Raw genomic sequence first — 12,575 nt, 5'->3', positions numbered from 1 at the left:
TATGCTAGACTGAACGTTCGCCCCGAATCCCATACGGGGAGGGATTTTGCCTTGGCAAAAGCATACGAACTCAAACCCGAAGAAAGCGTCGCGCGCGGATACGCCGACCGCCTGATCCTCCAGAAGCTCACAGAATTGTACGAGGTCGTGAAGCCGAGCGAACTGGCCGACCTCCTCCAGCAAGACGGTCTCGGACTTTCCGCCGTCCGCTCGCTCCTTGCGTCGAACCCGGTCATGTTCGCCTACGTCGAGCGCCGCTGGATCCCGGCTGCACGTCTCGAGGGCGAGGGCCGTTCCCTCCACGAAGCCCTGAAGGTCGTCGTCGACCGCTTCGGGGGTCCGATCCCGTTCGAACTTCTCGTCCGCGAGCTCTCGCGCTCTAAGTCTAAGCCCGTCGACGACGTTGAGACCGCTGTCCGCCGCATCGTCCAGTCCGAGCAGGACGTCTTCCAGATCCTCGACGACCGTGTCGCCTTGGCGGGCATGGTCTTCGCCGCCTATGACGAAGACGTCGATCGGGCGCTCCGACTGAACAAGATCACCCTCGAAGAGGTCGAAGCCGCCGAAAAGAAACTGGGCGACTTCGATTGGACGCAGAACGACGCGATCTTGCTGGCCCTGGAGAAGGCCGCGCCTGTCGGGGCCAAGGCCCTCGGTGCCGCCGCTTGGCGCGCTTTGAACCCGCAAGACCCGCGCTCGCACCTGCTGTACGATTGGCGCGCTTTTAACTCCGAACTTCTTAGCATCCCCGGCTTCATCTATGCTTCGGACGGCACGCTTCATCCGGAGAGCGAAGCCAAGAAGTGGGTCAGCGCCGCCGTCAAGCTGTCCGATAAGGTCAGCCCGACCATCGAAGTCGAAGACGCCGCCCCGCTCGAACTCAAGAAGTCCGACATCGAAGGCGTCGTCGAAAAGATCGCCGGGTTCGACGGGACGTCGACCGCGATCTCGCTGCTGGAATCGATGTTCGAGGTCACGCCGACCGTCAAGACGTTCCCCGACGACTTGCGCAACATGATGTCCGCGCTCAAGGTCGACCCTCGCGTGTGGTGGGTCGGCGGCGACCGGTTCCGGCAGCCGAAAAGCGCCCCGGACTTCATCGAAGCGTTGCCCGAACCGTTCCTGTTCGAACAGACGCAGTTCCTTCAAGAGGACGGAGACCCCGTCGACGTCGAACTCACCGACGAAGGCCTCTCGAGTTCGCTGCGGAAACTCATCGTGCACCCGCTCGCGATGGACGTCAACGACGAGGACGTCCTTCCCGCGCCGAAGGTCGAAATGGACACCGTCCGGCTCGTCCTCAAGCCCGTGCACCGCGAACTCGGCACGTTCCCGCTCTCCCAGTTCCCGAGCGGCTGGTTCGATCCGGACCCGCGCATCCAGGAAGTCCTGTTCATCGACCGTGAGGGGCGTGAGCTCCAGGTGTGGGTCAACAACGAGATCCGGCTCATGTTCGGCTTCTTCGACTGGTGGCTCGACCAGCCCGTCGAGTCAGGGGCCGTTTTCAGCCTGACCAAAACAGGCAAACCGAACGTCTTCGAGTTCACATGGCTCGATCAGACCGACCCGGTCGTCTACGTCAGCAGCCAGCGAATGGAAGAGCTCCGTGAGATCGCGGGACGCGCCGAGGAAATGTCGACGTTCGACGTCCTGCGCGAAGTCATGACGCACTGGCCGAAGGGCGCCGACTTCCTCACGATCCTGTGGGAAGTGAACGTCGTCCGGCGGACGTCGCGAAGGATGCTCGCTTCGCTACTGTCCAGCTACGTGTGTTTCTACCAGCGCTCCGGTTCGCCCGTGTGGCACTACGACCACAAGAAGGTCGAACAGGGCTTCGACAAGACGAAGAAGAAGTTCATCAAGAAGTGAACCCGGGCCCGCTCCGGACCGGTCACTCCGGTCCGGAGCCGAGGGCCTCGGCCAAGGTGGCGAGTTCCGCGTCACTGAAGTTCCGCTTCAAGGCCCGCGCCAACCGTCCCTTCTTCGTCACGCCTTCAAGACACGCGGGTGCGGGACAACAGTAAGCGCCCCGACCCTTCGCAGGGCCGTCCACCACCCAACCGACCTCAAACTTGACGCGCGTCAGTCCCGCGGCCGGACGTCGCGCCCGGCACACGATGCAGGTCCGTACCGGCTCACTCTGGCTTCGCATCGACGGGGACGGCGGCTTCGGGTTTCGCCTGCCGCGCCTCTCGGGCTTCGTCGGCCGCCTGGGCCTCAGATCGGATGTCGATCTTCCATTCCGTCAACCGGGCAGCCAGGCGGACGTTTTGGCCCCCACGGCCGATCGCAAGCGAGAGCTGGGTGTCCGGAACGATCACATAGGCGCTCCGGTTCTCCATGTCCATCCTGATCGAATTCACTTTCGCAGGACTGAGTGCGTTCATGATGAACGTCTTCGCGTCCGCACTGAACGGCACGACGTCGACCTTTTCGGGCCGCAGTTCGTCCATGATCGCCTGGATGCGCGCGCCCCGCTGCCCGACACAGGCGCCGACCGCGTCGATGCGCTCGTCGTGGCTCAGCACCGCGACCTTTGACCGTTGACCCGGTTCTCGGGCGACGCTCATGATCTCGACGATGCCCTCTGAAACCTCGGGAACCTCGAGCTCGACAAGTTTACGGAGCAGGTTCGGATGGGACCGGCTCACGATGATCTTGAACCCGCGGAAGCCTTCGTCGATCTTCAGGACATAGACTTTGATGCGCTCGTTCGGACGATAGTCGTCCGTCGGGACTTGCTCCCTTTTCGGCAGTTCGACTTCGTGACGGTTCACTTGGATCATCACGTTCGACTCCTCTCGTCGGGCCACAAGACCGCTCACGACCTCGCCGATCTGGTCGCTGAACTGCTCGTGGACCCGGCGCAGTTCGACCTCGCGCAACTTCTGTTGGAGGACCTGCTTGAACGTCTGGGCTGCGATACGGCCGAACGTGTTCGGATCGATCTCGATCGCGACGAAATCGCCGACCTGGGCGTCCGGATTGTTCCGTCTCGCCGCGTCCACGCCGATCTGCGTCGCAAAATCGAGGACCTCTCCCACGACCTCTTTCTCGACGACCGCCCCGCTCTTCTTCGTCGCGTCCAGACGCACGATCGCGTCGCCGCTGCTCGCTTTGAACTTCTTATAGGCGACGGCCAGTGCCTGCTCCAGTTCGACCTTGAGCTCTTCGAGTGGGATCTCTCGCTCCGTCGCGATCTGTTTCAGTTCGTTCAGAATGTCCATCGCTTCCTCCGTGACCCCTTTTTGGCAAGAAACCGAGGCTGCCGTGCGGCACGCCTCGGTTTCTCGAAAGGTGGCCAGTTGTTGTCCCGATTATATCACAGCCTGCGAAGGTTCCTAGGATCGGTTCCGGCCTAACGCAGCCTCGAACGGCGGGCCTTCGGGGGCCATAATCGCACAGTGTACGAAGTGGTCGTCAGAGGCCTTCACGCCTACGGATATCACGGCGTTTCCGAGAACGAACAGGAGTTGGGGCACAGACTGACCCTCGACCTCACGGTCTGGGCCGAAGGCGAGGCCCCGACGACCGACCACGTCCGCGATACCGTCGATTACATCCGCCTCGCGCAGACCGCCCTCGACGCGTCCTCGGAAAGGAAGTACCGGACCCTGGAAGCCCTGTCCCGGGCCATCGCCGACCGCGTCCTCGCGGACTTTCCATTGGTCCGGAAGGTCGAAGTCCGAACGATGAAGCCTTTGCCCCCCGCGCCCGTCGTCGTCGACTCGGTCGGCGTCACAATGACCGTCGAGCGCCATGCCCCTTGAAACCATCCTTCTCGCCGCCCCCCGCGGGTTTTGCGCCGGGGTCGCCTACGCGATCGAAGTGGTCGAACTCGCCCTGAAGGCGCACGGCACGCCGCTTTACGTCCGCCACGCCATCGTCCACAACGAGTGGGTCGTCAAGAGCCTGGAGCGCCGCGGGGTCGTCTTCGTCGAAGACGTCGCCGAAATCCCCGACGGCTCGGTCGTCGTCTTCTCCGCCCATGGCGTGTCCCCCGAAGTGAGGCGACAAGCCCAGGTCAAGGGGCTCCAAGTCATCGACGCGACCTGCCCCCTCGTCACGAAAGTCCACAACGAAGCCCGCCGCTATGGAGAAAAGGGCTACCTCATGGTCTACATCGGACATGCCGGACACGTCGAGGCCGAAGGCACGATGGGCGAGGCCCCCGACCGGATGATCCTGGTCCAGACGCCCCAAGAGGCCGAAGCCCTCGTCTTACCTGCGCACGACCGACTGGCCGTCGTCACCCAGACGACGCTCAGCGTTTCCGAAGTCCAGGCCATCCTCGATGTGCTCCACAGACGGTTCCCCCATATCGAGAAGCCCGCCAAGGAAGACATCTGTTACGCGACGACCAACCGCCAGGCCGCCGTCCAAGAGCTGGCCCAACGCGCCGACCGGGTCGTCGTCGTCGGTTCGCCGACGTCCTCGAACTCCAACCGGCTCCGCGAAGTCGCGGAATCGTGCGGGACGCCGGCCGTCCTGATCATGTCGCCGGACGAATTGGACCCTTCTTGGGCCCTCGAGCACCGGACGATCGGCGTGACGAGTGGCGCTTCGACTCCGGAGACCCTGGTCGAAGAGATCCTCGGAGCGCTATTGGAAGCCAGCCCCGAGGCTCAGGTCGAAATCGTCGAAACCGTCAAAGAAAAGGTCGAGTTCCGACCGTCACGTGACCTTGTCCGACTCGCAATGAGCGCGCCTTGAACTCCCCCGACGACTCAAGACATTAGATTTTGCCAAGACTCTAGGCGAACGGACTTCGTTCGTACGATTACCGGCTTAAGAGCCTGAGGCCTTCGTATAGAATGTTCCGAAGCCGTATTGTGCGGCTGCAGGAGTGGAGTAGCCCCATGAGTTCCAAGAAGCGCTTGAAATCCCTTTTGGCCGTAGCACTCGCCACGACCGCCTTTGCCCAGGCCGGAACGTGGACGCCGGTGACGAACCCGCCGACGTTCAACCCCAGCACCATGTTCCAGTTGCTCGACGGCAACATCCTGGTCCACAACGAGTTCACGACCGGCTGGTACCTCTGGAAACCAGACCAGTTCGGTAGCTTCAAGAACGGCACGTTCACGCAGGTCGCCAACATGCACTGGACGCGCCTCTACTACGCTTGCGCCGTTTTAGCCGACGGCCGGGTCATCGTCTCCGGAGGCGAGTACAGCAACGCCGGCAACTGGACGAACAAGACCGAGTACTACAACCCGATGACCAACGTCTGGACGGAGATCGCGCCGCCCGCAGGTTGGAGCAACATCGGTGACGCCCCTTGTTCGATGCTCCCGGACGGTAAGTTCTTCCTTGCCAACATCTTTGACAATCGCACCGCCGTCTTGAATCCGGCGAGCATGACCTGGACGCCGACGGCCAACGCCCCCAACGCCCAGCTCACCGAGGAGACCTGGATCACCCTGCCCGAAGGCACCGTCCTCAAGTGGCACTGCGTCGGGCACCCCGGCTCGGCTAAATACCGCCCGTCGAGCAACACATGGATCAACACGGGCAACACGCCTGGCGACATGGTCCTTCCGAGTTCGTTCGAAACCGGGCCGGCCATCCTGATGCCGAACGGCAAGACCTTCTGCGTCGGTGGGACGAACAAGACCAACCTGTACACCCAGGGCGCCAACGACGGAAGCGCCGGAACGTGGACGGCGGGACCGACCAATCCAAACATCGGCGGTCGGACGATCGGGGCCGAAGACGCCCCTGCCGCCATGCTTCCGAACGGCGACGTCCTGTACGTCACGGGTCCGGTCACTTCAGGAGGCGGCACGTTCGAAACGCCCACGTACTTCTTCGAGTACAGCATGGCCAACAACACGACCACCCAGGTGACGTCGGCCCCGAACTCGAGCGGCACGGTTCCGTATAAGGGGCACCTCTTGGTCGTTCCGACGGGCGAGCTCGCCTGGTGCCAGGGCATCCCGGGCATGTACCTGTACACGAACGGCTCCACGTTCCAGAACGCATGGCGACCCACCATCACGTCGGTCCCGACCGAACTCGAGCGCGGCGTCAACTACGTCCTGAACGGGACGCAGCTCAACGGCGTGTCCAACGGTGCGAGCTACGGTGACGAAGCCTATCCGGCCCAGAACTATCCTCTCGTGCGCGTCAAGAACGCCAACGACGGACGGGTCTGGTACGCACGCACGTTCGACCACAGCACGATGGGAGTGCAAACCGGTGCGACGCCCGTTTCGACGAACTTCATCCTGAACAATGCGACCGCGACGGGCGCCTACGAGCTCGAAGCCGTCGCCGTCGGGATCCCGTCCTTGCCTGTCAAGATCGGGGTCAACGACTCCCTTCGGATCGCCGCGTTCAACATCATCCGCGGCTCGCTGATCAGCGGCGTCCTGAGCGACGTCCACTTCTCCGACGACAGCTACCTGCGCGTCCAAAAGGGCGTCGTCGCCAACGCCAGCGAGGCGCCGATCCAAGTCAAGTTCGTCGCCGCGTCGACGGTCTCCAACCCGACCGCGATCAGCGTCAGCGCGGAGACCGCCGTCAACTCGGCGAACCTCGGACGCTACGTCTATCTGCTCAATAAGAACACGGGGCAGTACGACCTGATCGGAAACGGCGCTGCGACCCAGACCGACTCCACGTCGCTCGATACGGTCACGACGAACGCGTCCGACTACGTCGATGCCAACGGCAACATTACGGCCAAGATCTCGTTCAACAAAACAGGCCCGGTCGCGATCGCCGCATGGCAGGCACGGTTCGACCAGGTCCACTTCCTGGTCCGCTGACCCGCGCTCGTCACACGGTCGACTACGGCGCCCCTGTCCTTCGGACAGGGGCGCCGCGTCATTTTTGATCGGCAGAAGAGTACGTTTCGAACGGATCCGGCATTTCGATGTAGGCGTTTCGGTCGAGAGCGACGCCGCTCCAGTCGAAGACGTAAGGCCGCGCGTTCGCGCGCCGCAACACTTCTTTAAGGCGCTCCGACCTGCCTTTGGCCCGTGTGTCCTGCGGCGGCTCGGTCTGGGCCTCGACGATGTCCGGCTCCGAAACGACCTTCACGGTGTCCGTCGCATAGAACAAGCCGCGAGAGGGGTCGATGTTGTGGTACTCAAGGTCCACGCTGTGGAGCGAGTCGTCGTCCCACGCCAGACCCGCGTCCTCCCTGTACGCTTCGACGACCTTCAGCTTGTTGACCCAGTCGAGACGGTCGGCCAGCGACAAGGGATCGCTCGCCAAGCTGTCCAACGTTCGAGCCCAGTTGTCCAGAGTCCAGTCCGTGTCCGAGTCGAAGTCGCGGTACCGCTCGGCGAGTTCCAGATACCTCCGCTGGACCTCGACCGCGGTCGAAAGGCTCCCGTCCGCCATCGTTACGGTCCACTTGTAATCGGGATCGCGGCTCACGTCTCGGAGAGCGATCAATGGCTCGGCCAGTTGAAGGTCTTCGGGCACCGCCGCGTCTTCGATCAGACGCAGCACGAGGCTCGTCGCCCCGACCTTCAACGCGAACGCGTATTCGCACTGGTTCGACTCGCCGAACAACACGTGTAACCGGTGCATCCCTTCATGGGCGTAGAAGTGCTCCCACTTGGGGTTGATGATCGCCCGGTTGAACCGGACGCGGCTCGCGATGGTCTTGAGGATATGGTCGGCCCGCTGGCTCAACTGGAACCGGACGTCTGGATCGGGATAGACGTTATAGACCTGAGAGACCCAAATGAAGTCGATGGGGTTTTGCGCCACCTCCGATGCGTGGGGACGACCGCCTGCGGCCAAGAAGTGTCCGCCGACGCGGCCGACGCCCGCATAGATCTGGCGCGTGACCAAGAACGCGTAAAGGAGTTGCGCCCTGTGGCTGAAAAAGTCCTCGCCCATCCGGACGAGATAGTTCTCGTGGCACCCGAACGTGTGACCACCGAAATGGTCGACACTATTGTTGTAGACGGAAACGACGTCGGACAGTCCCGTTTCCCTCAACGCTCGGACGATCGTCCGCTGTCCGGCCCGGTCGTTGGCCACCAGGTCCCTGACCTTTCGGCACTCGGCAGTGGCGTACTCGAGGTGTGAACCGACCGCGTCGATGTAAAGCCTTCCTCCGTTCATGAGGAACCCTCCGGACTCTGCAGGCTCGAACACTTCGTCCCGAGCGTGACGGTCGATCGCTCCGAGCTTCAGTTCGTAAAAGACGTGGTCTTTGACGGCCTCGACCGCCGCCTCCGGATCGCCCCAGTCCGTCTCGACGAGTGTGCCGAACTCGGTCTCGATCCCGAAGATCCTCTCACCGTCGCGATGGGACATGTTCTCATTCTGACGGATGAAACGGTGCCTCCCGTTCGCGCAGGACGCCCCACGGTAACCTCGTCCCCATGCGGCCCGCCCCCGGAATGCTCGATTATCTTGTCAATGGCATCGCCGCCACCCCCGTCGTCTTTACGGGCCTGCTCGGGGGCCTCGATCGGCTCGATCCCCGATGGGACGCACGGCCAGACCCGTCACGGTTCACTTTGAGGGAAATGATCGCGCACGTCGCCGATTGGGACGACGTGTTCCTACGCCGGTTCGAACGCATCTTGGAAGAAGACGGCCCGCTGCTGGAGAGCATCGACGAGGCCGTGCTGTGCTCGGAAAGGGGCTATTCCGGCCAAGACCCGGTCGCCAACCTCGAACGGCACCGTACGGGGCGCGGCCGGCTCGTCCAAGCCCTCCGCGATTTCCCGGCCGACGCCTGGGGACGCACGGCGCACAGGGAGTTCATCGGAGACGTCGATGCCGTCCATCTCGCATCGATCGTCCTTGGGCACGATATGTACCACCTTCGTCAGTCCGCAGAATTCCTACAGAGGGTTTAAGCGAGACCCATCGGAGGCAGGATTGTTCGAAGGCACAACATCGTGACGACGTATCCGATGACGTCGAACAACAAGCCCGCACGGAGCATCGAACGGGACGGGACAAGTCCCGAGCTATAGACGATCGCGTTGGGCGGAGTGCTGACCGGCAGCATGAACCCGAGGTTCGAGCCGATCGTCGCTCCGAGCGCGGCGGGCACCGGACTGACTCCGGCCCCTTGCGCGAGCGCGATCGCGACGGGCACGACCGTCGACGCCGCCGCGGTGTTGCTCGCAAGCTCGCTGACGACGATTCCGAGAGCCGTCGTCAACGCCGTGATGCTCCAGACGTCATGGACCCGCAATGTCGTGGCCAGACTCTCGCCCACGACCTTCGCCAGTCCCGAATCGAAGGCAGCCTTTCCGAGGGCCAATCCGCCCGCGAAGAGTAAGACCGTTCCCCACTCGATGCGCGTCGCCCGGTGCCAGTCCATCGCGCGTTGACGCTTGTTCCCCGGACACGGCACGACGAACAAAAGGACGGCGCCCGCCAGGGCCGCAACCGCTTCTGGTACCCGGGCCGCCCAGAGCTTCGCGACCGGAGAACCGATTCCCGTCGCATACTCCACGATTCCGGGAACCGTCCAAAGGAGGACGGCCACCAAGAACCCGGCCAAAGTCACTTTCTCGGCCCCGCTCATCGGTCCGAGGGCGGCGAAATGCGATCGGGCCTCGGTCCGGGCGGTGTCCGTGGTCGGGACGTCGGTCGGCCGCCACCTTCGGAGTTGGAGCCAGGCGACGGCCAGCATCACGACCGTGACCGGCATGCCGAAGACAGCCCACTGAAGAAAGTTGATGCTCGTCCCCGTCGCCTCCCTGATCAATCCGACCCCGATCACGTTCGGAGGGGTTCCGATGATCGTCCCCACCGCGATGCTCGAACCCCATGTCAGCATCAACAGCACCGAAGTCGCGACGGGGTCGCCCCGCTCGTCCCGCTTCATCGCCTTGAGGACGTTGATCCCGATCGGAAGCAACATCGCGGTCGTTGCCGTGTTGCTGACGAAGAGACTGATCAGGCAGGCTGTGCCGCCGAGGGTCAGCAGCATCGAGGAGGCGTTCTTCGAAGCCCATCCACGGCTCAGGATCCAAAAGCTCACCCGACGGTCGAGGCCGCTGTCCTCCATGCTCTTCGCCAGAATGAAGCTTCCGACGAAGAGCAGAACGATCGGATCGCCATAGGCACCGAAGGCGTCCTTTCCCGACATCGCGCCTGTCAAAACCAGGAGCATTGTGCTCGTCAGGGCCGCTACAGCGAGCGGCACCGCTTCAGTCATCCATAGGGCGACCGTGAACGCGAACACCGCTGCGACCGTCCGCTGTCGAGGGTCCAATCCTCCCAACAGCGCCCAGACGACGACCCCGATCAGGCACGAAAGCCCGAATGTCCAGAACCGGGGCGCGTGTTGAGGCCCGTCGTCGTGCCGGCTCATCCGCGGATTATGTCCCCGGGTCGACGCGCGAAGACCGCGTCAATCGTCGGAACCCCGGGACTTCAGCATCCGGAAGTACTCGCTCTTCGACCCTTCGTCCAACAACGTGAACTTCGTGTACGACGGCTGGAAGCCGAGCAACACGGTGCCTGTGGGGCCGTTCCGGTGCTTACCGATGATGAGCTCCGTCGCTTCCGTCGCGTCGGGGTTCCATTCCTGCTCGACCCCGGCCTCCTTGCGGCGGTAATACTCCTCGCGATAGATGAACATGACCATGTCCGCTTCGGCTTCGATCGAGCCCGATTCCCGGATGTCGCTGAGCATCGGCCGCTTGTCCGGACGTGATTCGACGCCTCTGTTGAGCTGGGACAAGGCGATGATCGGGACGTCGAGGTCCTTTGCCATCGCCTTCAACGACCGGGCGATGTCACTGATTTCTTGGGTCCGGTTCTCGGTCTTCTTCGAACCTCGCATCAACTGTAGGTAGTCGACGATCACGAGCGCGAGACCGCCGTCGGCTTTCAACCTGCGACACTTCCCTCGCATCTCCATCGGCGACACGTCCGAAGAGTCGTCGATGAAGATCGGAAGCTCATAGAGCTCTTCGCACGCGTCCGTCAGCCGCTGATAGTCGTGGGTCGACAGGTTCGACTTCTTCAGCGTCCCCATCGGCACCTTCGCCATCGTCGAGATCATTCTTCGGACGAGCTGCTGCCCGCTCATTTCCAGGTTGAAGACCGCGACGTTGCCCGCCCCCAACCGGGAGACGTTGATCGCCATGTTCATGACGAGCGACGTCTTGCCCATGGCCGGACGGGCGGCAAGGATCACGAAGTCGCCCCCGTAAAACCCGGTCGTCAGATTGTCGAGGTCCGTGTAACCGCACTGCGTCCCCAGGATCGGCTCGCCGGTTTCAAGCAAGTGGTCGACGTCTTTAAAGAACTCTTTCGCGAGGCTCCTGACGGGCGAGAAGTACTTCCCGAGCCGCTTCCGACCGACCTGGAAGACCATGTCCTCCGCCTCGTCGACCTTGTCGTCCGGTTCTTTGTCCGGGTCGTGGACCAGCCCGACGATCTCCCGTCCCGCTTCTTCCAACCTCCTCAACGTCGCCAAGTCTTGGACGATCTGCGCGTAATATGCCGCGTTGTGGGCGCTAGGGACCGCCTCCTGGATCTGGATGAGGTACTCCAGTCCGCCCGTCTCTTCCAACTTGCCCCGACTCGTAAGCTCGTGCGACAGCGTCAACAGGTCGATGACCTTGCCCGAGAGCAACAACTGTCGCATCGCCCGGAAGATCTCTTTGTGAGACGGCCGGTAGAAGTCGTCTTCCGTGACGATCGCCTGGACTTCTTCCGCCCCCCGCTCGCTCAGCACCATCGTGCCGAGGGCGCACATCTCCGCCTCCACACTGTGGGGCGGGACGCGTTCCTCGATCGTGCTCGGACGGTTGCTCGCGAATCGGGATACGGCCATGGGGTCAGAAGATGTTAATCGCCGGCCCTGTGGGCGGCGCTAGTACAGACGTGTCTCTTGGGCCTGACGCCTCTCAAGGCCGTCTCGACCCTCCACACAGGCTCGCGGAGGCGACGTCCGGCGACCTGTTCACAGACTCTCCACAGGTTACCAGACAGACATGCGTCTACGTTGCCACGGCATTGAGGCTCAAGGACCGGCCGGGCCGAATGAGCCGATTCTTTCCACCAACTTCCCACGGACGTCCGGCCACTCTTCGGGGAGGACGCTGAAATAGGCGGTGGCGCGCCGGTGTCCGTCCGGCAAGATCCGGTGGTTGCGCAGAACGCCCTCCGGTCTCGCACCGAGTTTCAAGATCCCGGCTTTGCTCCGCTCGTTCCTGTCGTCGCACTTGAGCTGCACGCGAACGGCCCCAAGGTTCTCGAAGGCTTCGCTCAGCAGCAAGAACTTCGCCTCGGGATTGACGACCGTGCCCCTCCAAGCCGGACCGTACCAGGTGTATCCGACTTCCAGCGCCTTGTTGGTCTCGTCGACTTCCAGAAACGTCGTCGCCCCCACCGTTTCGCCCGATTCTCTCCACACGACCGCAAACGGAAACGTGTCGCCTTGCCGCCTACGGATCCATTCTTCGAACCCCGCCGGGCCCCACGGGTCAGGGGTCCACAACATGTACCGGAACGTGTCCGGTCCTCCCGCAGCACGGAACAGGCCCTCGGCGTGCCCCAGAGTCAGAGGTTCGAGGCGGACGTGACGTCCTTCCAAAGCCCTGTGATCGATCCACGCCATGACAGGCTTGCCG

Annotated in this window: 11 protein-coding genes; 5 read left to right on the top strand and 6 right to left on the bottom strand. The window is 62.9% G+C overall.

The features are described from left to right. The first annotated feature begins 51 nt into the window (after positions 1-51). On the top strand, positions 52-1,869 hold the full coding sequence (locus JST30_16180) for a hypothetical protein (protein ID MBS1715866.1): 1,818 nt from the start codon (positions 52-54) through the stop codon (positions 1,867-1,869). Between the two features lie 22 nt (positions 1,870-1,891). Here JST30_16180 and JST30_16175 read toward each other — a convergent pair whose 3' ends face one another. Beyond that, positions 1,892-2,116, bottom strand: a complete 225-nt coding sequence (locus tag JST30_16175) for a YlxR family protein (protein MBS1715865.1) — start codon at positions 2,114-2,116, stop codon at positions 1,892-1,894. A gap of 19 nt (positions 2,117-2,135) precedes the next feature. Further along, the gene (gene nusA, locus JST30_16170) at positions 2,136-3,227 is read right to left on the bottom strand and encodes a transcription termination/antitermination protein NusA (GenBank protein ID MBS1715864.1); all 1,092 of its coding nucleotides are present in this window, start codon (positions 3,225-3,227) and stop codon (positions 2,136-2,138) included. Between the two features lie 177 nt (positions 3,228-3,404). On the opposite strand from nusA, the gene folB reads away from it, so the two are divergent. The 3 genes from folB to JST30_16155 all read left to right on the top strand — a co-directional run bounded on the left by folB (position 3,405) and on the right by JST30_16155 (position 6,770). Beyond that, complete coding sequence (gene folB, locus JST30_16165; protein ID MBS1715863.1) at positions 3,405-3,770, top strand: dihydroneopterin aldolase; 366 nt, start codon at positions 3,405-3,407, stop codon at positions 3,768-3,770. After that, on the top strand, positions 3,760-4,713 hold the full coding sequence (ispH, locus tag JST30_16160) for a 4-hydroxy-3-methylbut-2-enyl diphosphate reductase (GenBank protein ID MBS1715862.1): 954 nt from the start codon (positions 3,760-3,762) through the stop codon (positions 4,711-4,713). Before folB ends, ispH begins: the two co-directional genes overlap by 11 nt. Before the next feature lie 146 nt (positions 4,714-4,859). After that, positions 4,860-6,770 (top strand): hypothetical protein, encoded by a 1,911-nt coding sequence (locus JST30_16155; GenBank protein MBS1715861.1) that lies wholly within the window; start codon positions 4,860-4,862, stop codon positions 6,768-6,770. A 58-nt stretch (positions 6,771-6,828) separates the two neighbouring features. Here the strand turns inward: JST30_16155 and JST30_16150 are convergent, their stop codons facing one another. Further along, positions 6,829-8,280 carry a proteasome accessory factor PafA2 family protein gene (locus tag JST30_16150; protein MBS1715860.1) on the bottom strand — a complete coding sequence of 484 codons (1,452 nt, stop codon included), beginning with the start codon at positions 8,278-8,280 and terminating at the stop codon, positions 6,829-6,831. Between the two features lie 68 nt (positions 8,281-8,348). On the opposite strand from JST30_16150, the gene JST30_16145 reads away from it, so the two are divergent. Further along, positions 8,349-8,831, top strand: a complete 483-nt coding sequence (locus JST30_16145; GenBank protein ID MBS1715859.1) for a DinB family protein — start codon at positions 8,349-8,351, stop codon at positions 8,829-8,831. Here JST30_16145 and JST30_16140 read toward each other — a convergent pair. The 3 genes from JST30_16140 to JST30_16130 form a co-directional block, all read right to left on the bottom strand. Beyond that, entirely contained in the window at positions 8,828-10,303 is a 1,476-nt protein-coding gene (locus tag JST30_16140) for a DASS family sodium-coupled anion symporter (GenBank protein MBS1715858.1), read from the bottom strand. The genes JST30_16145 and JST30_16140 overlap by 4 nt on opposite strands. A gap of 39 nt (positions 10,304-10,342) precedes the next feature. Further along, positions 10,343-11,776, bottom strand: coding sequence for a replicative DNA helicase (gene dnaB, locus JST30_16135; protein ID MBS1715857.1), 1,434 nt, complete (start codon positions 11,774-11,776; stop codon positions 10,343-10,345). A 189-nt stretch (positions 11,777-11,965) separates the two neighbouring features. After that, positions 11,966-12,562 (bottom strand): GNAT family N-acetyltransferase, encoded by a 597-nt coding sequence (locus tag JST30_16130; protein MBS1715856.1) that lies wholly within the window; start codon positions 12,560-12,562, stop codon positions 11,966-11,968. Positions 12,563-12,575 lie beyond the last annotated feature (13 nt).

The organism is Armatimonadota bacterium, assembly GCA_018268395.1.
Taxonomy (GTDB): Bacteria; Armatimonadota; Fimbriimonadia; order Fimbriimonadales; family Fimbriimonadaceae; genus JAEURO01.
The sequence above is the reverse complement of the archived record's forward strand: the minus strand, read 5'-3'. Positions and strand labels throughout refer to the sequence as shown.

What these genes read in the sequence shown, in the direction of transcription:
- dnaB (MBS1715857.1), bottom strand. Translation starts at nt 11,776, where the DNA reads ATGGCCGTATCCCGATTCGCGAGCAACCGTCCGAGCACGATCGAGGAA.
- JST30_16140 (MBS1715858.1), bottom strand. Translation starts at nt 10,303, where the DNA reads ATGAGCCGGCACGACGACGGGCCTCAACACGCGCCCCGGTTCTGGACA.
- JST30_16130 (MBS1715856.1), bottom strand. Translation starts at nt 12,562, where the DNA reads ATGGCGTGGATCGATCACAGGGCTTTGGAAGGACGTCACGTCCGCCTC.
- JST30_16155 (MBS1715861.1), top strand. Translation starts at nt 4,860, where the DNA reads ATGAGTTCCAAGAAGCGCTTGAAATCCCTTTTGGCCGTAGCACTCGCC.
- nusA (MBS1715864.1), bottom strand. Translation starts at nt 3,227, where the DNA reads ATGGACATTCTGAACGAACTGAAACAGATCGCGACGGAGCGAGAGATC.
- JST30_16145 (MBS1715859.1), top strand. Translation starts at nt 8,349, where the DNA reads ATGCGGCCCGCCCCCGGAATGCTCGATTATCTTGTCAATGGCATCGCC.
- ispH (MBS1715862.1), top strand. Translation starts at nt 3,760, where the DNA reads ATGCCCCTTGAAACCATCCTTCTCGCCGCCCCCCGCGGGTTTTGCGCC.
- JST30_16150 (MBS1715860.1), bottom strand. Translation starts at nt 8,280, where the DNA reads ATGTCCCATCGCGACGGTGAGAGGATCTTCGGGATCGAGACCGAGTTC.